20 protein-coding genes are annotated in these 18,181 nt (G+C 58.2%); 10 read left to right on the plus strand and 10 right to left on the minus strand.

The window, feature by feature from the left end:
• The first annotated feature begins 39 nt into the window (after nucleotides 1-39).
• On the plus strand, nucleotides 40-1,419 hold the full coding sequence (locus V6Z53_RS25740) for a sodium:solute symporter (RefSeq protein ID WP_338582439.1): 1,380 nt from the start codon (nucleotides 40-42) through the stop codon (nucleotides 1,417-1,419).
• A 168-nt stretch (nucleotides 1,420-1,587) separates the two neighbouring features.
• Nucleotides 1,588-1,839, plus strand: coding sequence for an acyl carrier protein (locus V6Z53_RS25745; protein ID WP_338582440.1), 252 nt, complete (start codon nucleotides 1,588-1,590; stop codon nucleotides 1,837-1,839).
• 190 nt (nucleotides 1,840-2,029) lie between these two features.
• Here V6Z53_RS25745 and V6Z53_RS25750 read toward each other — a convergent pair whose 3' ends face one another.
• Nucleotides 2,030-2,158, minus strand: a complete 129-nt coding sequence (locus V6Z53_RS25750) for a PA1414 family protein (protein WP_007914492.1) — start codon at nucleotides 2,156-2,158, stop codon at nucleotides 2,030-2,032.
• Between the two features lie 139 nt (nucleotides 2,159-2,297).
• Nucleotides 2,298-3,191, minus strand: a complete 894-nt coding sequence (locus tag V6Z53_RS25755; protein WP_338582441.1) for a LysR substrate-binding domain-containing protein — start codon at nucleotides 3,189-3,191, stop codon at nucleotides 2,298-2,300.
• Nucleotides 3,192-3,294: 103 nt separating this feature from the next.
• Here V6Z53_RS25755 and V6Z53_RS25760 point away from each other — a divergent pair, with 103 nt between their 5' ends.
• Entirely contained in the window at nucleotides 3,295-4,476 is a 1,182-nt protein-coding gene (locus tag V6Z53_RS25760) for an MFS transporter (RefSeq protein WP_338582442.1), read from the plus strand.
• Here the strand turns inward: V6Z53_RS25760 and V6Z53_RS25765 are convergent.
• Together V6Z53_RS25765 and V6Z53_RS25770 are read right to left on the minus strand one after the other, a co-directional pair.
• Nucleotides 4,421-5,353, minus strand: coding sequence for a DMT family transporter (locus V6Z53_RS25765; RefSeq protein WP_338582443.1), 933 nt, complete (start codon nucleotides 5,351-5,353; stop codon nucleotides 4,421-4,423). The genes V6Z53_RS25760 and V6Z53_RS25765 overlap by 56 nt on opposite strands.
• 158 nt (nucleotides 5,354-5,511) lie before the next feature.
• Nucleotides 5,512-6,348 carry a S1-like domain-containing RNA-binding protein gene (locus tag V6Z53_RS25770; protein ID WP_338586569.1) on the minus strand — a complete coding sequence of 279 codons (837 nt, stop codon included), beginning with the start codon at nucleotides 6,346-6,348 and terminating at the stop codon, nucleotides 5,512-5,514.
• A gap of 349 nt (nucleotides 6,349-6,697) precedes the next feature.
• On the opposite strand from V6Z53_RS25770, the gene V6Z53_RS25775 reads away from it, so the two are divergent.
• From V6Z53_RS25775 to V6Z53_RS25785, 3 genes are all read left to right on the plus strand, one after another.
• A complete protein-coding gene (locus V6Z53_RS25775; RefSeq protein ID WP_028621608.1) occupies nucleotides 6,698-6,886 on the plus strand; it encodes a hypothetical protein in 189 nt (62 codons plus the stop codon).
• 208 nt (nucleotides 6,887-7,094) lie between these two features.
• Nucleotides 7,095-7,817, plus strand: a complete 723-nt coding sequence (locus tag V6Z53_RS25780) for a TorF family putative porin (protein ID WP_338582444.1) — start codon at nucleotides 7,095-7,097, stop codon at nucleotides 7,815-7,817.
• A gap of 77 nt (nucleotides 7,818-7,894) precedes the next feature.
• On the plus strand, nucleotides 7,895-8,764 hold the full coding sequence (locus tag V6Z53_RS25785; protein WP_338582445.1) for a DUF6279 family lipoprotein: 870 nt from the start codon (nucleotides 7,895-7,897) through the stop codon (nucleotides 8,762-8,764).
• A gap of 123 nt (nucleotides 8,765-8,887) precedes the next feature.
• On the opposite strand, the gene V6Z53_RS25790 is transcribed toward V6Z53_RS25785, so the two are convergent.
• A complete protein-coding gene (locus V6Z53_RS25790; protein ID WP_338582446.1) occupies nucleotides 8,888-9,277 on the minus strand; it encodes a transcriptional regulator in 390 nt (129 codons plus the stop codon).
• Between the two features lie 173 nt (nucleotides 9,278-9,450).
• On the opposite strand from V6Z53_RS25790, the gene V6Z53_RS25795 reads away from it, so the two are divergent.
• Nucleotides 9,451-10,185 carry a thioredoxin family protein gene (locus V6Z53_RS25795; protein WP_338582447.1) on the plus strand — a complete coding sequence of 245 codons (735 nt, stop codon included), beginning with the start codon at nucleotides 9,451-9,453 and terminating at the stop codon, nucleotides 10,183-10,185.
• 102 nt (nucleotides 10,186-10,287) lie between these two features.
• On the plus strand, nucleotides 10,288-10,563 hold the full coding sequence (locus V6Z53_RS25800; RefSeq protein ID WP_338582448.1) for a hypothetical protein: 276 nt from the start codon (nucleotides 10,288-10,290) through the stop codon (nucleotides 10,561-10,563).
• Nucleotides 10,564-10,625: 62 nt separating this feature from the next.
• Here V6Z53_RS25800 and V6Z53_RS25805 read toward each other — a convergent pair whose 3' ends face one another.
• On the minus strand, nucleotides 10,626-11,966 hold the full coding sequence (locus tag V6Z53_RS25805) for a DEAD/DEAH box helicase (RefSeq protein WP_338582449.1): 1,341 nt from the start codon (nucleotides 11,964-11,966) through the stop codon (nucleotides 10,626-10,628).
• A gap of 192 nt (nucleotides 11,967-12,158) precedes the next feature.
• Between V6Z53_RS25805 and V6Z53_RS25810 the strand changes: the two genes are divergently transcribed.
• Nucleotides 12,159-13,457 (plus strand): mechanosensitive ion channel family protein, encoded by a 1,299-nt coding sequence (locus V6Z53_RS25810; RefSeq protein WP_338582450.1) that lies wholly within the window; start codon nucleotides 12,159-12,161, stop codon nucleotides 13,455-13,457.
• A 345-nt stretch (nucleotides 13,458-13,802) separates the two neighbouring features.
• Here V6Z53_RS25810 and V6Z53_RS25815 read toward each other — a convergent pair whose 3' ends face one another.
• The 4 genes from V6Z53_RS25815 to V6Z53_RS25830 form a co-directional block, all read right to left on the minus strand.
• A complete protein-coding gene (locus tag V6Z53_RS25815; RefSeq protein ID WP_338580500.1) occupies nucleotides 13,803-14,828 on the minus strand; it encodes an IS110 family transposase in 1,026 nt (341 codons plus the stop codon).
• A gap of 80 nt (nucleotides 14,829-14,908) precedes the next feature.
• Nucleotides 14,909-15,775: a carboxylate/amino acid/amine transporter gene (locus V6Z53_RS25820; protein ID WP_338582451.1), complete on the minus strand. Its 867-nt coding sequence runs from the start codon at nucleotides 15,773-15,775 to the stop codon at nucleotides 14,909-14,911.
• Between the two features lie 342 nt (nucleotides 15,776-16,117).
• Nucleotides 16,118-16,717 carry an FMN-dependent NADH-azoreductase gene (locus V6Z53_RS25825; protein ID WP_338582452.1) on the minus strand — a complete coding sequence of 200 codons (600 nt, stop codon included), beginning with the start codon at nucleotides 16,715-16,717 and terminating at the stop codon, nucleotides 16,118-16,120.
• Between the two features lie 150 nt (nucleotides 16,718-16,867).
• Nucleotides 16,868-17,197 carry a 3-phosphoglycerate kinase gene (locus V6Z53_RS25830; RefSeq protein ID WP_338582453.1) on the minus strand — a complete coding sequence of 110 codons (330 nt, stop codon included), beginning with the start codon at nucleotides 17,195-17,197 and terminating at the stop codon, nucleotides 16,868-16,870.
• A 50-nt stretch (nucleotides 17,198-17,247) separates the two neighbouring features.
• On the opposite strand from V6Z53_RS25830, the gene V6Z53_RS25835 reads away from it, so the two are divergent.
• Nucleotides 17,248-18,171: a LysR family transcriptional regulator gene (locus tag V6Z53_RS25835; protein WP_338582454.1), complete on the plus strand. Its 924-nt coding sequence runs from the start codon at nucleotides 17,248-17,250 to the stop codon at nucleotides 18,169-18,171.
• Nucleotides 18,172-18,181: the final 10 nt, after the last annotated feature.

The raw sequence follows: 18,181 nt of genomic DNA on the forward strand, positions 1-18,181 counted from the left end.
TTCGCCTCACATAAAAAATACAATCGGAGACACGCCATCATGGCTTTGGATTTAATCGTCGTACTCATCTACGCCGCCGCGATGCTGATACTCGGCTACTACGGCATGCGCAAGGCCAAGACCCACGAAGACTACCTGGTCGCCGGTCGTAACCTCGGCCCGGGCCTGTACATGGGCACCATGGCTGCCACCGTTCTGGGCGGTGCGTCCACCGTGGGCACCGTGCGTCTGGGCTATGTGCACGGCATCTCCGGTTTCTGGCTCTGCGCCGCACTGGGCTGCGGGATCATCGCGCTGAACCTGTTCCTCGCCAAACCGTTGCTGAAACTGAAAGTGTTCACCGTCACCCAGGTGCTGGAAAAACGCTACAACCCAATGGCCCGTACCGCCAGCGCGACCATCATGCTGGCCTATGCCTTGATGATCGGCGTGGTTTCGATCCTGGCCATCGGCACCGTACTGCAAGTTCTGTTTGACCTGCCGTTCTGGGTCTCTGTACTGGTAGGCGGCGGCATCGTCGTCATTTACTCGACAATTGGCGGCATGTGGTCGCTGACCCTGACCGACATCGTCCAGTTCGGTATCCAGACCGTCGGCCTGATGTTCCTGCTGTTGCCAATCTGCCTGTACCGTGTGGGTGGCTGGGATCAACTGGTCGCGCAACTGCCGGCCGCCAGCTTCAACTTCACCAGCATTGGCTGGGACACCATCATCACCTACTTCATGATCTACTTCTTCGGCATCCTGATCGGTCAGGACATCTGGCAACGGGTGTTCACCGCCAAGAGCGAAAAAGTGGCGAAGTACGCCGGTACTTCGGCCGGTATCTACTGCATCATCTACGGCCTGGTTTGCGCGCTGATCGGTATGGCCGCTCACGTGCTGATTCCGGATCTGGACAACGTCAACAACGCCTTTGCCGCTATCGTCAAAGTCTCGCTGCCGGACGGCATCCGTGGCCTGGTGATTGCTGCTGCCCTGGCAGCGATGATGTCCACCGCCAGCGCCGGTTTGCTGGCCGCCTCCACCACCCTGACTGAAGACCTGCTGCCGAAACTGCGCCGTGGTAAAGAGTCGAACATCGCCACCAACCGCCTGTTCACCATGTTGACCGGTATTGTTGTTCTGGGCATCGCACTGGTGGTCAATGACGTGATCAGTGCGCTGACACTGGCCTACAACCTGCTGGTAGGCGGCATGCTGATCCCGCTGATGGGTGCGATCTTCTGGAAACGCGCCACCACCGCCGGTGCCATCGCCGCCATGGCATTGGGCTTCATTACCGCCCTGGTCTTCATGTTCAAGGACGGAATGGATGCCAACACACCGATCTACTACAGCCTCGGTGTCAGCCTCGTGAGCTTCGTGCTTGTCAGCCTGATGTCACGTCGCCCGGCAACACTGGCGAGCGCCGCCTAAGCTGAACATAACGACTTGATGCTTTCTTCGACGGGTGTGGCGTCGGTTGCCACACCCGTTTTTTTTCGTCTGAAGGAAAGTGCTCGAATTCCCTGAACGTCTGGTGCGCCTCGCCGAGGCCGACATCCTCAGCAGGGATAAAAACAACAACGCCCGCGAAGAACTGCCATGAAAAGAGCCGCCGTTCGTGCTGCCGTGCATCGATACATCAGCCGTTTGCTGGAAGGCCGGGATGACTTCGACGACAACGCCAGTCTGGTGCAGTTGGGGTTGGATAAATCGGAAATTGAAGAGTTGATCTTCCATCTGGAAGACGAACTCGGCTTGACGGCGTTCACCGCCGAGGAAGACCGGATGCTCAATACGGCCAGGACAGCCAGTGACTTGAGCCGGTTTTTGATGGAGATCGGGCGGCATTGACAACAAGCGTCATCAAAACGAACACACCCTTTGTGGCAAGGGAGCTTGCTCCCGCTCGAGGGCGCAACCCTCGCAAAATATGTCGAAGCGCAACAATTGAAACAGTGTGATCAAGAGGGGCTGCTTCGCGACCCAGCGGGAGCAAGCTCCCTCGCCACAAAGGCACCCTCTCCACCCACGGTTTATCCGTTCAGCGGCGACGCTGCTGGCGTCGGCGTTGCTCGTCGTCAGTACGAATAGGCACAGGTTGCAGAGGCGGTTCGATCAAACCGAGTGCGACACCCAGGTCGTGCAGCCAGTTTTGGATTTTCTCTTTCATGATGCCCCCTTCAGGGTAGTGCCGAGCGGCCAAAATTCTGTAGCCCCTTCGCACTGATAATAGTCCGAAGTCCTGAGCAATGCTCGCCCAAAGTGGCAATGATCTGTTACTGAATCGATCACAATCGGCCGCCATTAAATCATGCAATCGCCCGGGCCTGGCTTTGCGCCGACGGATAGACCGCTTGCTGCTCCTCGATCCACGCATTCAGATTGGCCCCGACCATGCCCTTGCGCCACATCAGCCAGGTGGTTGCCGTGGCAAACGGCTCTGACAGCGGGTGCACTGCCACGCTTTCACGGCCCGGCAGACTGGCGAGCATCGACTCCGACATCAGCGCCACGCCGGAGCCGGCAATTACGCACGCGAGCATCCCCGGATAGGATTCAATCTCCATTGCCCGGCCCATGGCCGCATGATCGCGGGAGAACCAGGACTCCAGGCGCGTCCGATAGGAGCAACCCGGACGAAAAGTGAACACCGAACGCCCTTCCACATCCCGCGCGCTGATCACCGGTGGATGATCAGCCTCACTGATCAGCACCAGCCGTTCCTCACACAACAACACGCCATCGAGCCCGGACAATTCCGGCGGACCGTCCACCAGCGCCGCATCGAGCCGCCCTGTGAGCAAACCTTCCAGCAGCTCACCGCTGGGCCCGGATTGGACTTGCAGGTTCACCGACGGGTAACGCCGGTGATAGCGCGCCAACAGTGCCGGGAGGTGAATGGCGGCGGTGCTGTACATGGTGCCGAGCACGAAGTCTCCCGCCGGTTGGCCACCCTGCACCGCCGCATGGGCTTCGTCGTGCAAGGCGAACAACTTCGCGGTGTAGTCCAGCAAGACTTTTCCCGCAGGCGACAGCTGCAAACGCTGACGCTCGCGAACGAACAGTTCTACGCCCAACTGCTCTTCCAGTTGCTTGAGCCGGGTCGACAGGTTGGACGGCACCCGGTGCAGGCGTTCGGCGGCACGGGTGATGGACGCTTCTTCCGCCACAGCCTGGAAGATCCGCAATTGACTGAATTCCACTACCTTCTCCAAAAAAGAACAAGTTACTCAATATTATTCATTTTTCAAGAAAGTCAATCGAACCTAGCCTGACGGTCATTGAACCTCTGTTGGAACTCTGACCATGTCGCCCTTGATTCGATTGTCCGCCAGTTTTATCGCCCTGATGATGGCCATGGGCATCGGCCGTTTCGCCCTGACCCCGCAACTGCCGCACCTGCTCAGTGAAGGCCAGATCGACCTGACCGCCGCCGGCCTGATTGCCGCCGCCAACTACCTCGGTTACTTCCTCGGTGCCGTGGACGCGATGTTTTCCCGGCGTCCGGCGCAAGTTCGCCGCCGTCTGCTGGGTGGCTTGTGGCTGTGTGTGCTGCTGACCCTCGCCTCGTTCTGGGCACACGGCTTCTGGCCGCATCTGATCCTGCGCTTCGGTACTGGCGTGGCCAGCGCCTGGGTACTGGTGATGATCACCGCGCTGAGCCAGCCGTTGGCCGCCGCCGCCGGACGCCCGCGACTCGGCGCCTTGGTATTTGCCGGACCGGGTTTGGGGATTTTTCTCACAGGGTTGCTGGCCTTGGGCTCGAACCTCTTGGGTCAGACGTCCGCTACGTTATGGCTGGTGTACGCCGCCGTCGGTTTGGTGATGTTGCTGGGGATTGTGCGAATCCTGCCGCAACCGCCGGCAACCGTGGCCGCTGTCGCCAACGTCGCGACTTCGGACAGTCGTGGTATCGGCCGGTTAGGCCTGGTCTATGCGTTGTACGGCGTGGGCTACATCATCCCGGCGACGTTCCTGTCGCAAATGGCTAGCGCGCAGTTCCATGGCCAATGGCAGGCCGATCTGTTCTGGCCGTGCTTCGGCCTGGCGGCGGCGATCGGCGTGGTGTTGGTGAGTGTGCGTCGGCCTACTTGGGGGACGACACGTCACTGGCTGATGGCGACACTGTGGCTGCAAGCGGCGGGGGTGTTCGCTTGCCTGCTGGGCAATGGTCCCGGCCTCGCGCTCGGGGTGATTCTGTGTGGCACGCCGTTCCTGGCCTGCATGCAACTGGTGATTCAACGCTCGCGGGAATTGGCGCCCCACGCGACGCAACGCAATGCAGGCCTGCTGACCGCATGTTTTGCCGTGGGCCAGCTCAGCGGGCCGTTGCTGGCGGCATTGAGTAGCCACTTCAGCGGTGGCTTGCAGCCCGCGCTGGTGGTCGCGGGCATTGGGCTGGTGATCGCCGGGAGTCTGCTGTTCAGTCCACTCAGGACTGCCCAAGCGCTCTGCGCAAACGGCGGCGAACCCACTGCTCAGCGCTGACAAAGGTGATGCCCAACAACACCAGCACCGCGCCGATTACAAAGTTGAGGCTCAGCTCTTCACCCAGCAACACCACACCGAACGTGACGCCGAACAGCGGCGTCATGAACGAAAATACCGCCAGGTTCGCCGCGAGATAACGGCGCAACAGCCAGAACCAGATCAAGTAACTGAAAAACGACACGACCACGCCTTGGAACAGCACACTGGCCACCGCCACGGTGGTCAGGCTGACGTGGGTGATCTGGCCGCTGAGCAGCGCGATCAACAGCAAACCGACGAAACCGATGATCAATTGATAGAACAAGGTCAGGGTCACCGGCGCCTCCGACAACTTCGAAGCCCGAACCACCACGGTGGTCGCACCCCATGCGGCACCCGCCAGTACGCCCAAAGCATCGCCCAGCAACATGCGGCGATCGAGATTATCCCACGACACCCCGCCGGCAAACGCGATGCCAATTCCGACAAAGGCCAGAATGATCCCCAACCATTGCACCGGCCGCAACCGCTCACTGGGCAACAACCAGTGCACGCCCAACGCGGTAAAAATCGGCGCGGTATAGAGGAACACCGACATGTGCGCGGCCGTGGTCAGTTGCAGGCCTTCGGAAATGAAGAAAAACTCCAGTCCGAACAAGGCACCGGCCAACAACCCACCGCGCCATGTGGCACCGACCTGATCCCAGCCGCCCTTCCAGCAGATCAACAATCCCACGAGCAACGCGGACATGCCCGAGCGCCCGGCCGCCTGCATGACCGGCGCAATGTCGGGCGCCGCCCATTTGATCATCACCTGCTGGACGCCCCAGACCAGGCACAAACCCAGCATCACTTGCAGGGCAAAACCATCGGCGCTACGCCGGGTGGCGCTCACTGGAGAACCTTGACTACGACATGGAACATGGCAACAACTCGGCAGTGGAAGCAAAACTCTGCCCCTGTAGGAGCTGCCGCAGGCTGCGATCTTTGTTTTTGAAGATCCAGATCAAAAGATCGCAGCCTGCGGCAGCTCCTACAGAGGTGTTTCGAGTATCAGCTCAGTTCAATGCGATCGGCATGAATGACAATCTGGCCATTTTTGTACAACGCACCGATGGCCTTTTTAAAGTTGCCTTTGCTGACGCCGAACATGCTGCTAATCACAGTCGGGTCGCTCTTGTCGCTGACCGGCAGGCTGCCATTGTTCTCGCGCAACTTGGCGAGGATCTTCGAGTTCAGGCTGGTGGCCGCTTCCTGGCCGACCGGTTGCAGGCTCAGGCTGATCTTGCCGTCGGCACGAACTTCCTTGATGAAGCCCTTCTCTTCTTTACCGGCGCGCATGAACTTGAAGATTTCGTTCTTGTGAATCAGGCCCCAGTGCTTGTTATTGATGATTGCCTTGAAACCCATATCGGTGGCTTCGGCAACCAGCAAGTCAACTTCCTGGCCCGGCGTGTAGTTGGCCGGCGTCTTGTCGAGATAGCGATCCAGACGCGCCGTCGCGGTAATGCGGCGGGTGTGCTTGTCGAGGTAGACATGCACCACGGTGTACTCGCCGGCTGTCATCTGACGTTTTTCTTCGGAATACGGCAGCAACAGATCCTTCGGCAGCCCCCAGTCCAGGAACACGCCGATACTGTTGACTTCAACAACTTTCAAACTGGCGAATTCACCTACCTGAACTTTTGGCTTTTCAGTAGTTGCGATTAGTTTGTCATCGCTATCCAGATAAACAAAAACGTTTAACCAGTCTTCATCTTCGCTGGGAATATCTTTTGGAATATAACGATTGGGCAAAAGGATTTCGCCATCCGCGCCGCCGTCCAGATATAAACCGAAGTTAGTGTGTTTAACCACTTGCAAACTGTTGTAACGCCCGACTAAAGCCATGTCCAATACCCTCATTACGTGGCGGCATTCTACCCGGTTTTGCAGGCCGCGTTCGGTAGCCGGCCCGGTGGCGCAAGAAAATCCTGCGAAGGCCTTAATTTTCCTGGCTTTTGCCATGGGTAGCTGGCCGCTCGTCTGACCATTCCGACGACTTTCGTCACTGCCCGGCAAGGGTAAAAAGAGATTTTCCGAGTCATGTTTTTAGTTAAAACAGCGACTTAGGGAAAATAGACCAACAACAATTCGCGGCTTGTTTCGCCCTTCACCTGAAACGTCCAAGGGATATTTGCCAAGCAAATTGCAGGTAATTCCTGTACGATGCCTGGCCAAGTTAATTTTCTACAGGTTAATGGCCGCCATGCGTGTAAAAGCATCCACCAGCAAAGCAAAGCCAGCTCCAGCCGTTGAAACCAGCGAATCGATCAACAACCAGATCGCTGCATTCCTCAAATCCGGCGGTGAAATCCAGCAAATTGCCAAAGGCGTCAGCGGCCAGACGTTCGGCCCGTCCAAGCAGATCACCTTGGGCAAGAAGTAACACCCTTCGCTTCACCTGGTCCCTGGGCGCTTTGAGCTTCGAAGCGCCTGGACTGGAACCCTCGCAACAACTCCCTCGCAAACAATCAATCTTGTAAAAATCGACGAACGGCCCTCGATGCCCGTCATTCGCCGGTATCCTTGCACGCGTCTAGATCAAGCGTTTCAGCAGGCCTCTCCGCCCGCCCCCGCTGTTCATGGAGCGACGCATGTTCAAACCCTCCTGCTTACCCATCCTGCTAGTCAGCCTTATGGCGTGTTCGATCGCCCATGGGCAAATCTTTCAACGCGAGCTGGGGGATTTCGATCTCAAACTCGGCACCAGTCCCAGCCGTAGCATGGCCCAAGGCTTGGTCAAACCCTCGGCCGCCGGCTCATTTCATGGCGGTCTGGACCTGACGCACAACAGCGGCTTCTACTTTGGCCAATGGTCGCCCAGCATGGGCATCAGCCCGGGGAAAAATCTCGAGATCGATTCCTACGCAGGCTTTAAACAACCCTTCGACCAAACCTTCGGCTACGAAGTGGGCATGATCCATTACAGCTACCCCGAAGTGGAAACGCTCGACAGCCAGGAGCTGTTCGGTGGCCTGACCTTGCTCGGCAGTCGTTTCGGCATCGCTTTGAGCAACGACCCGGACAAACAGAACAACACGCTGTTCGCCGACCTCAGTGGCAATCAGCCGTTCGGCATCGGGATCAGCATGAAATACACCACCCACCAGCTGAACACGCCCGTCGCGGTGGACGGTGGTTACGTAGGAAGTTTCACCGATTGGTCGGTGAAACTGTCTCGACCGTTCATGGGCATCGACCTCAACCTGATCTACAGCGACTCCAGCCTCAGCGGCAGCTATTGTTCAGCCTATTCCGGGCACAACAGTCAGTGTGACGGGCTCGTTACCCTCAAGGCTGAACGCGCCTTCTATTGATTGGCTGAACTGCCGGGCTGATCTTGCGTTCACATGAGAATCAGTCCCCGAAGCCAGGCTTTCGCAAGGATTCGCCCATGTCTCGCTGGTTAAAACAGATCGCCTTCGTGCTCATGTTCACCCTCGCCCTCGGCGCGTGCAGCCGCATGGGCCTGGCCTACCGCAACCTCGACGTGATCATTCCCTGGACGCTCGGCGACTACCTGGACATGAACGGTGAGCAAAAAGGCTGGCTCAACGAGCGCCTCAAGGAACACTTGAGCTGGCATTGCACCACGCAAATGCCGGGCTACCTCGACTGGCTGGATCGACTGCAAACCATGGTCGCCACGAACCAGGTCACCGATGCCGCATTGCAAGCCCGCGCGCTGGAAGCCAAACAGGCGATCGCCGAAACGGCCCGGGAAATCACCCCCTCCGCGGTCGAATTGCTGCAAGGGCTGGACGACACGCAGGTCGCCGAAATGAACGAGGCCTTCGCCAAAGACCAGCGCAAACGCCAGGCGCAATACCTCAAACCCTCCCTCGATCAGCAGATCAAGGAACGCGGCGAGCGCATGGAAAAACGCCTGGGTGACTGGCTTGGCCCATTGAACGCCACTCAGCATCAGCGCGTCGTGGCATGGTCGAATGCCTTGGGCGACCAGAACACGCAGTGGATCGCCAATCGCGTCCACTGGCAGAAGCAGTTCAGTGCGGCAGTGGCGCAACGCCACAGCCCTGAATTCCCACAACAAATCGAGACGCTTCTGGTCGAACGGGAGCGTTTATGGACGCCTGCTTATCGTCAGGCCTTCGCTGCCACGGAAGCGCAGGCACGCTCGCTGTTCGTCGATTTGATGGCTGAAAGCACGCCGGAGCAGCGTCAGCGGTTGCTGACGAAAATCGAGGGGGTGAAGAAGGACTTTAGTGATTTGAAATGTCTGAAGGCTGCAAAACAAAGCTGAACATGTATACCCCCTTTATGGGAGCGGGCTTGCTCGCGAAAGCGGTGTGTCAGACGACATCAATCCTGACTGTTACACCGCTTTCGCGAGCAAGCCCGCTCCCACAGGTGTTTTGTGTGATCCTCAGGCAATCTGCGCCTTCGACGCCACCTCTTCAAATGTCACTTCATCCAGCGCATCTTCCTGCTCATCAAGCACCTGCCGTGGATGATCATTGCCCGGAATGCTGCTGTCGATCAGGCTCAGCAAACTGGAACCCCGAGGCGTCAAAATGTAATTGGACCCGGTGCCTCCCTGCTCCTCCGGCCGAGGCTCGATGTAACCGCGCTCCAGCAGTAATTTTTCGTACTCACCCGCCACCGCTTTCAGATGGTCAAGGTTCTCAGTCTGCTCACCTTCCGACGCTTTTTCCGCTGCGTACTGTTCGGCGTAAGGCCTTGGCGTGAAGCTGGCTTCGCCGTGCTGTACTTCATGCAGCAGGCGCTCGATCAAATCCCAGTTATAAGTCGTCATCCTGCAACCTCCGGTGCCCGTGAGTGAGGGGCTACATAGGTTGTGACCGGCATGGACTACAGCCGTTCAGCCCGGTTTTTTGCCACTACCGACCGGCGGTATGTCGAATTCCCGGCAAGCCAAACGACTAGGCTGTGTAAGTCACCTCCCAGCCCCACGCAGGAGAAATCACTATGAACATTCAGAATCATCCCGTCGTGTCCCGGGAAGAATGGCTCGCCGCCCGTAAACAACACCTGGCGCACGAAAAAGCCTTCACCAAGGAACGGGACAAACTCAGCGCCGAACGCCGCGCCTTGCCTTGGGTGAAAATCGACAAGGACTACCACTTCCAGGGCCCCAACGGTGAACTGAAGCTCGCCGACCTGTTCGGCGGGCGCAGCCAACTGGCCATCTACCACTTTATGTTTGCCGACGGCTGGGACGAAGGCTGCCCCGGTTGCTCGTTTCTCTCCGATCACATCGACGGCGCCAACCAGCACCTGGCCCACCATGACGTGGCCGTGGTGGCGGTGTCCCACGCACCGTTCGCCGAATTCCAGGCGTTCAAGCGGCGTATGGGCTGGAAATTTGATTGGGTATCGTCAGAAGGTTGCGATTTCAACTACGACTTTGGCGTCTCGGCCCGAGCCGAAGATGTCGCCGCCGGCAAGGCTACCTACAACTACGAAAAAACCGACGGCTCCGAGGAAGAACTTCCCGGCCTGAGCGTGTTTTATCGCAACGAGGGTGGCGAAATTTTTCACACCTATTCGACTTATGCCCGGGGCCTGGACATGTTGGTCGGAGCCTACAACTACCTCGACTTGACGCCTAAGGGCAGGAATGAAGAGGAAATCATGGAGTGGGTGAAACACCACGACAAGTACGATGACAAGACCTCGGCAAGTTGCTGTCACGGTGGGTAAACCCAGGGCTCCTCCACAGGTACTGACGGCCAGAGCTGAACTTTTTCCTACCTCCAGGCCTCAACCGGTTAACCCGCCTTAACCGGAACTGAGGCCTGACACATGAAAACCCTGCTCAAGCTCACCCTCGCCGCCACGCTCGCCTGCGCCCTGCCCGCCTGGGCCTGCACCCCCGAGGAAGCCACTCAAAAACGCGAACAACTGGCCAAGGAAGTCACAAAACTCACCGAGCAAAATCCGACCAAGGCCAAGGAGATCAACGATGAGTTGCAGAAAATGGACCTGGGGACTGCCGCGAAAGATCTTCCAGACAAGTGCCAGTTGATCGATCAGCGCTTGAAAGAGTTGGGAACAGCAGAGAAGAAAGCCGAGAGTTGAAGAACGCCGCCCATAAAAAACCGGACATCTGTCCGGTTTTTTATGTCCACTGCCTAAAGCATTTACTCAGCAGCCGGTGCTTCCGGCTTGCGACGCTTCAGCGGGGCCATGCCGTCCTTGCTCACCAGAGAATCGCTTTTCGGGCGATTGATGCTCTTGCGCTTGGTCGGGGTCTTGGCGGCGGTTTTTTTCTTGTCGCCCTTGGCGTCGGTCTTTTTCTTCTTCACACCGACAGCCTTGCCCGAGGCCTTGACCTTTTTCGGTCCGCCGTAGACGCCTTTGACTTCCTTGATGGTGCGGCGCTCGAAGCTTTGCTTGAGGTAGCGTTCGATGCTCGACATCAGGTTCCAGTCGCCGTGGCAGATCAGCGAGATGGCCAGGCCATCGTTGCCGGCGCGGCCGGTACGACCGATGCGGTGCACGTACTCGTCGCCGCTGCGCGGCATGTCGAAGTTGATCACCAGGTCCAGGCCGTCCACGTCCAGGCCGCGAGCGGCGACGTCGGTCGCAACGAGGATTTTCACCCCGCCCTGCTTCAGACGGTCGATCGCCAGTTTGCGATCCTTCTGGTCCTTGTCGCCGTGCAGCACGAACGCCTTGTATTCCTGCGCCACCAGACGACCGTAGATGCGGTCAGCCATGGCCCGGGTGTTGGTGAAGACGATGGCCTTCTGGTAGGTCTCGTTGGCCAGCAGCCAGTTCACGATCTGTTCTTTGTGCTGGTTGTGGTCAGCGGTGATGATTTGCTGACGGGTGGTTTCGTTCAGTTGGCTGACCGCGTTGAGCTGCAGGTGCTCAGGGTTGTTCAACACCTTGGCGACCATCTCGCGCAGGCCCGAACCACCGGTGGTAGCGGAGAACAGCATGGTCTGCTGGCGGTTGGTGCACTCGTCCACCAGACGCTGTACGTCCTCGGCAAACCCCATGTCGAGCATGCGGTCGGCTTCATCGAGCACCAGCACTTCGACTTCTTTCAGGTCGAGGTTGCCGGCGTTCAGTTGCTCGATCATCCGGCCCGGCGTACCGATCAGGATGTCCGGCACCTTGCGCAGCATGGCGGCCTGGACCTTGAAGTCTTCGCCGCCAGTGATCAGGCCGGACTTGATGAAGGTGAACTGCGAAAAGCGTTCAACTTCTTTCAGCGTCTGCTGAGCCAACTCACGGGTCGGCAGCAGGATCAGGGTCTTGATGCTGACCCGGATCTTGGCCGGGCCGATCAGGCGATTGAGGATCGGCAAAACGAATGCAGCGGTCTTGCCGCTACCGGTTTGCGCTGTCACCCGCAGGTCACGCCCTTGGAGCGCCAGCGGAATTGCCGCTGCTTGCACAGGCGTTGGCTCGACAAATTTCAGCTCGGCCACGGCTTTGAGCAGGCGTTCGTGCAGGGCGAATTGGGAAAACACGGGTGCTACCTCGAAGAAATGCAAAAAAACAGCTGCATAGGGTACCGGTTTCGAGCGCCGAGGCCGAGTTTCTTTATGCAAACGACAGTAAACAGTGGCTTTTTTGTTGCCTGATTTGTCATCGAACGTAATACAAAGCGTCTTAAATGCTCTAATCGCCTGTCGCGTCTTACAGAAGAATCGTTTTTACCCATGGATATCAAACAGCTCTGGATCAACATCCTGGACCTTTGGGGTGCCCTCGATCAGCATCCGCTCGTGCACTCCAGCCTGTCGCTGTTGCTGCTGTTGGCGATTGCGCTGGTCCTCGGACGGGTGGCGCGCTACCTCATACTGCATGCGGCCAAGATGCTCGGTCGCCAGCCGGCGCTGCACTGGATCAATGACTTTCTGCAGAACAAGGTGTTTCATCGCCTGGCGCAGATAACCCCCTCGCTGGTGATCCAGTTCGGCCTCAACCTGGTGCCGGACCTGAGCAAAACCAGCCTGAATTTTCTCGGCAATGTGGCGCTGGCCTTCACCTTCCTGTTTCTGCTGCTGGCGGTCAGCGCCCTGCTCAATGCGTTGCTGGACATCTACGCCCGCACCGAACACGCCCGCACCCGCTCGATCAAAGGCTACGTGCAGCTGACGAAAATGGTGTTGTACGTGTTTGGCGCGATCATCATCGTCGCCACGCTGATCGACCGTTCGCCGCTGTTGCTACTGTCGGGTCTGGGCGCCATGTCGGCGGTGATTCTGTTGGTCTACAAGGACACCCTGCTGTCGTTCGTCGCCAGCGTGCAGTTGACCAGCAACGACATGCTGCGGGTCGGCGACTGGATCGAGATGCCGCAAGTCGGTGCTGATGGCGATGTGGTGGACATCACGCTGCACACGGTCAAGGTGCAGAATTTTGATAAAACGATCGTGTCGATCCCGACCTGGCGCCTGATGTCCGAGTCATTCAAGAACTGGCGCGGCATGCAGGCTTCCGGTGGCCGCCGAATCAAACGCAGCCTGTTCATCGACGCCAGCGGCGTGCGTTTTCTGCGCGATGAAGAAGAGCTGAAGTTGTCGCAGGTTCATTTGCTGACCGACTACATATCCCGCAAACAGGCCGAACTCAAGGCATGGAACGAGGCCCAGGGCAACGTCGCGGCCATGTCGGCCAACCGCCGACGCATGACCAACCTCGGTACTTTCCGCGCCTATGCGCTGGCGTACTTGAAGAGCCACCCGGAGATCCAGCCGAACATGACGTGCATGGTTCGGCAGATGCAGACCACCGCGCAGGGTATTCCGCTGGAAATCTATTGCTTCACCCGCACCACGGCGTGGGCTGATTACGAACGGATTCAGGGGGATATTTTCGATTACTTGCTGGCAGTGCTGCCGGAGTTTGGCTTGAGCCTGTACCAGCAGCCGAGTGGTACGGATTTGCGGGCCGGATTGCTGCCGGCGGTGCTGGGCGCGAGCCATATTCCTGCGCCCGAAAAACATGTGATGTAACCCCGTAATTCATGTGTAGGAGCTAGCCTGCTAGCGATTGCGGTGTATCAGTCACATCTGTATCGACTGACACTCCGCTATCGCCAGCAGGCTGGCTCCCACATCTATGGATACCCCCATTTCTGCAATACTGTTTTTGATGTGTGTTTGGCTTGCTTTCATCTATCCGGCGTCTGGGGGACGACCCTGCGCCTCGATGAGAATCGCGCCTGACGGCCCTTCATAGGGAGAAGGCTTTTTCAGCCTTGTGGGAGCCCAGGGTAGTCGTCAGGCCGGTTGGCCGTTCACGTCATCTGTTATCCAGCATCGCAAAACCAGGTGGGTGGTGCTCGGGTGGCAGCGGGGTCAAGCGTTCATCGCGCTTGACCCCGCCTTGAATTCATCATGGTGAGCGGCGATCGACCAGGCGATTCTTGCCAGTTTGTTGGCCAGGGCGCAGACCACACGGTTGGAATGATGGCGAGCCAGTAGCTGGCGAACCCAATCGGCTAGCGCTCCTGTCTGTCGTTCCAGCCCCATCAGATACACACGGGCGCATTGAATGAGCAGTCGCCTTTGATTTCGGTCACCGCGTTTGCTGATACCCAAAAGTACGGTCTTGCCACCGGTGGAATGTTGTTTGGGCACCAGCCCAATCGAGGCTGAATAGTCTCGACCGCACTTGAACTGCTGGCCGTTGCCCAACTCCGCAGCCAGGACGCTGGAGGTGATCGGGCCTACGCAAGGTATCGTCATCAGGCGAGAAGCCAGATCATCTTCAGCGGCTTGGCGTTCAACCTGCTTGTCCAGCGCCTTGACCTGCCCGTCCAGGTAGTTGAAGTGCGCATGCAGTCCCAGCAGGATTTGTTTGATCAGCGCAGAAAATGAGCATTCCTCCAGCAGCGCTGGCAGTTCTTTGATGGAGTGAAAGCCTGGGGACAGGCTGATACCGACCTCCAACAGGCCGGCGTGAATCCGATTGACCGTAGCGGTGCGCTCCTTGATGTAGGACTCGCGCACTGAGTTGAGCATGGCCAGCGCTTGTTGCGCTTCGGTTTTCGGGGACACAAAACGCATGGTCGGGCGGCTCGCCGCCTCGCAAATCGCCATGGCATCGGCGAAGTCGTTCTTGTTGCTTTTTACATAAGGACGCACGAGATGAGGCGCTATGAGCCTGGGCATATGCCCCCATTTTGCTGCTTCTCGCGCCATATAGTGGGCGCCGCCACAGGCTTCCATCACCACCGTGCACGGTTCAAGGTTGGCCAAGTGCCTGGCCAGTCCCGCGCGATTGAATTTCTTGTGGTAGAGCTCATGACCGCGATCATCTTGAGCATGCAGATGGAAGGTATGTTTCCCTAGATCGATAGCGACAATAGTTACGTTGTTCATGGCAATGGCCTCCGAAAGACACCCTGTGAAAGCTTAGAGAGCAATCACAGGGTGTGAGGGGGTAGCCATTTCATTAGGGGTTATGCGGTGGCTGGAGATTTGCGTATGCCCAGTCGACTGATCCACACCGCCGCCAGAATCACACTCCCGCCAAGGAATAACCGCCCCAGCTCCTCATGCTGATTCCAGATCAACAAATTGATCAGCAATCCCACCGGCACATGCAGGTTGTTCATCACCGCCAGTGTCCCGCCATTGACCAGGCACGCGCCTTTGTTCCACCAGTACAGCCCCAGCGCGGTCGAGACCAGGCCGAGGAACAGCAGAACGCCCCATTGCAGCGGCGCTTCGGGCAAAAAATTCTGTTTGCCGAACAGCAGGAACGCCGGCAACGCCACTGCCAATGCGCCCAGATAGAAATAGCCGAAGCGCCGGTAATGCGGCAGGTCGCTCGGATGTCGCGCGACCAGATGCTTGTAGAGGACCTGCCCGGCGGCATAGGTGAAGTTGGCCAGTTGCAGCAACAGGAAGCCCATGAAAAAGTCGGGATTGATCCGGTCAAAGCGAATCACTGCCGCGCCTGCCACCGCCACCAATGCCGCGATCAAGGCCCAGGGATTGAAGCGGCGGTTCAGCGCATCTTCGATCAGGGTCACGTGCAGCGGCGTCAGGATGGTGAACAACAGCACTTCCGGCACCGTCAGCACGCGAAAGCTCAGGTACAGGCAGACATAGGTCACGCCAAACTGCAACGCGCCGATGAGCAACATGCCACGCATGAACGCCGGCTCGACCGAACGCCAGCGTGTCAGCGGAATAAACACCAGCCCCGCCAACAGCACACGCACCAGCACCGCGAAGTAACTGTCGACATGACCGGCCAGGTATTCGCCAATCAAACTGAAGGAAAACGCCTGGATCAGCGTGACAAAAAGTAGATAGCCCATGCTCGCCTCATTTTGAATGGCGGCGACGATAGCGGGTTTTGCCCCTAATCGCTAACCATCGACCAACACAAAACCTTGTAGGAGCTGAGCTTGCTCGCGATGACGGAGTGTCAGCCAACATCAAGGAAACTGATCCAGCGCCATCGCGAGCAAGCTCGGCTCCTACAGGTTCTGCGTTGTTCACAAAATCGCAGGCAAAAAAAAGCCCGATCTCGCTAAAGCGTTCAATCGGGCGGCAGCACTCAGGAGCAATAAGTGCAAAGGGAGGTTCGATGCGCGTACAGGCTTGAAGGGTTGCGCCAGGTCACTAGACCATCCGGTGATTATCTGGCGATTAACGGGTCAGGCCACTTGGGAAAGCTTGGCGTTCGCCTGGTTCAGGCCCTTCTCCTGGAAGTCGCCACCCAGGTTCATGCCTTCGGCGTGAATGAACGTTACGTCGTGGATACCGATGAAGCCCATGACCTGACGCAGGTACGGTTCCTGGTGATCCGCGGTGCTACCGGCGTAGATCCCGCCGCGAGCCGTCAGCACGTAGGCGCGCTTGCCGCTGAGCAGACCTTGAGGACCGGTTTCGGTGTACTTGAAGGTCACACCGGCACGCAGCACATGGTCGAGCCAGGCTTTGAGCGTGCTTGGAATCGCGAAGTTGTACATCGGCGCGGCCATCACCAGTACGTCGGCGGCCAGCAATTCGTCGGTCAACTGATTGGAGCGCTCCAGGGAAAGCTGTTCGATATCGCTGCGCTGCTCGGCAGGTTTCATCCAGCCGCCCAGCAGGTTGATGTCCAGGTGCGGCACCGGGTTGACGGCCAGGTCACGAACGCTGATCTCGTCTTTCGGGTGTGCGGCTTTCCACTGGCTGATGAAGGTCTGGGTCAGTTGACGGGAAACCGAGTCTTGCTGACGGGCACTGCTTTCGATGATCAGAACGCGGGACATTGGATGTAGCCTCCATCTGAGAATGCTGTAGGTCGATGGAGTGAAGGTTAAACAGTGCCATATCGATGAAAAAGCGCAAATAACTGCTATAACCGATCAAGAATTTCGTTTATAAGCGGAGCATGGTCAGTTGGCCTGCTCCGCTGGATGTCATTTCGGCTTGCAGGTCATGCTGATGTACAGCTTGATGATTTTGCGGTTGAACTTGGCTGAAAGATCCGCACTTTTACCGGCATCGAGGTTGATCCTGCGGGTCTTCGGCGATTCAGGACCATTGCGAAACACCACCGAGCATTCGGCAGCGGTGTCGCCGTAGTTGTTAACGGTGATGGAACCCATGTCGTAATCGGAAGCGTAGGTCGTGTAGTCGATCTTCAGGCCATTGAGTTCTTTTTGTACGTCGATCGGATAAGCAAACGCAGTTAGCGGCAACATCGCCAGCAGTACAAACCCCGATCTTGAATAAAACAGATTTTTCATTCAGCAGTCTCCAATAAGAACTGCGCAGCTTAGGACAACAGGAGCTCATCATGAAAGCGCCCCGCGTGACCCTTGATCAATGGCGAACGCTTCAAGCCGTGGTCGACCACGGTGGTTTCGCCCAGGCCGCCGAGGCGCTGCACCGCTCGCAATCGTCGGTCAGCTACACCGTGGCGCGCATGCAGGATCAACTCGGCGTGCCGTTGCTGCGCATCGACGGCCGCAAAGCGGTGCTCACCGAAGCCGGTGGCGTGCTGCTGCGTCGGTCCCGGCAATTGGTGAAACAGGCCAGTCAGCTGGAAGACCTGGCCCACCACATGGAACAAGGCTGGGAAGCCGAAGTGCGCCTGGTGGTCGACGCCGCTTACCCGAACGCCCGCCTCGTCCGCGCCCTGACCGCGTTCATGCCGCAAAGCCGTGGCTGTCGGGTGCGTCTGCGCGAAGAGGTGTTGTCGGGGGTGGAAGAAGTTCTGCTCGAAGGCGTGGCCGATTTGGCCATCACCGGGTTCAGCATTCCCGGTTATCTCGGCGCGGAGCTGAGCGATGTCGAATTCGTCGCGGTCGCCCACCCCGAACATCCCCTGCATCGTCTCAACCGCGAACTGAATTTCCAGGATCTGGAAAGCCACATGCAAGTGGTCATCCGCGACTCCGGTCGCCAGCAACCACGGGACGTCGGCTGGCTCGGTGCCGAACAGCGCTGGACCGTCGGCAGCCTGGCCACCGCCGCGACTTTCGTCGGCAGCGGCCTGGGGTTCGCCTGGCTGCCAAGGCACATGATCGAACGGGAACTCAAGGAAGGCACGCTCAAGCTGCTACCTTTGGATCAGGGCGGCAGCCGTAACCCGAGTTTTTACCTGTATTCAAACAAGGACAAACCGCTCGGCCCGGCGACGCAGATTCTCGTCGAGTTGCTGCGCACCTTCGACACCGCACCGCTGGACGCACCGTTCGCCGCCCCTGAACAAGCCTGACACGGAGTGT

This window comes from Pseudomonas sp. MAG733B, assembly GCF_036884845.1.
Classification (GTDB): domain Bacteria; phylum Pseudomonadota; class Gammaproteobacteria; order Pseudomonadales; family Pseudomonadaceae; genus Aquipseudomonas.

Coding starts and splice junctions, on each gene's coding strand:
- V6Z53_RS25770 (WP_338586569.1), bottom strand. CDS start 6,348: ATGGCTTTAGTCGGGCGTTACAACAGTTTGCAAGTGGTTAAACACACT.
- V6Z53_RS25830 (WP_338582453.1), bottom strand. CDS start 17,197: ATGAAAAATCTGTTTTATTCAAGATCGGGGTTTGTACTGCTGGCGATG.
- V6Z53_RS25750 (WP_007914492.1), bottom strand. CDS start 2,158: ATGAAAGAGAAAATCCAAAACTGGCTGCACGACCTGGGTGTCGCACTC.
- V6Z53_RS25745 (WP_338582440.1), top strand. CDS start 1,588: ATGAAAAGAGCCGCCGTTCGTGCTGCCGTGCATCGATACATCAGCCGT.
- V6Z53_RS25835 (WP_338582454.1), top strand. CDS start 17,248: ATGAAAGCGCCCCGCGTGACCCTTGATCAATGGCGAACGCTTCAAGCC.
- V6Z53_RS25740 (WP_338582439.1), top strand. CDS start 40: ATGGCTTTGGATTTAATCGTCGTACTCATCTACGCCGCCGCGATGCTG.
- V6Z53_RS25775 (WP_028621608.1), top strand. CDS start 6,698: ATGGCCGCCATGCGTGTAAAAGCATCCACCAGCAAAGCAAAGCCAGCT.
- V6Z53_RS25820 (WP_338582451.1), bottom strand. CDS start 15,775: ATGGGCTATCTACTTTTTGTCACGCTGATCCAGGCGTTTTCCTTCAGT.
- V6Z53_RS25825 (WP_338582452.1), bottom strand. CDS start 16,717: ATGTCCCGCGTTCTGATCATCGAAAGCAGTGCCCGTCAGCAAGACTCG.
- V6Z53_RS25790 (WP_338582446.1), bottom strand. CDS start 9,277: ATGACGACTTATAACTGGGATTTGATCGAGCGCCTGCTGCATGAAGTA.
- V6Z53_RS25815 (WP_338580500.1), bottom strand. CDS start 14,828: ATGAACAACGTAACTATTGTCGCTATCGATCTAGGGAAACATACCTTC.
- V6Z53_RS25800 (WP_338582448.1), top strand. CDS start 10,288: ATGAAAACCCTGCTCAAGCTCACCCTCGCCGCCACGCTCGCCTGCGCC.
- V6Z53_RS25760 (WP_338582442.1), top strand. CDS start 3,295: ATGTCGCCCTTGATTCGATTGTCCGCCAGTTTTATCGCCCTGATGATG.
- V6Z53_RS25785 (WP_338582445.1), top strand. CDS start 7,895: ATGTCTCGCTGGTTAAAACAGATCGCCTTCGTGCTCATGTTCACCCTC.
- V6Z53_RS25795 (WP_338582447.1), top strand. CDS start 9,451: ATGAACATTCAGAATCATCCCGTCGTGTCCCGGGAAGAATGGCTCGCC.
- V6Z53_RS25780 (WP_338582444.1), top strand. CDS start 7,095: ATGTTCAAACCCTCCTGCTTACCCATCCTGCTAGTCAGCCTTATGGCG.
- V6Z53_RS25810 (WP_338582450.1), top strand. CDS start 12,159: ATGGATATCAAACAGCTCTGGATCAACATCCTGGACCTTTGGGGTGCC.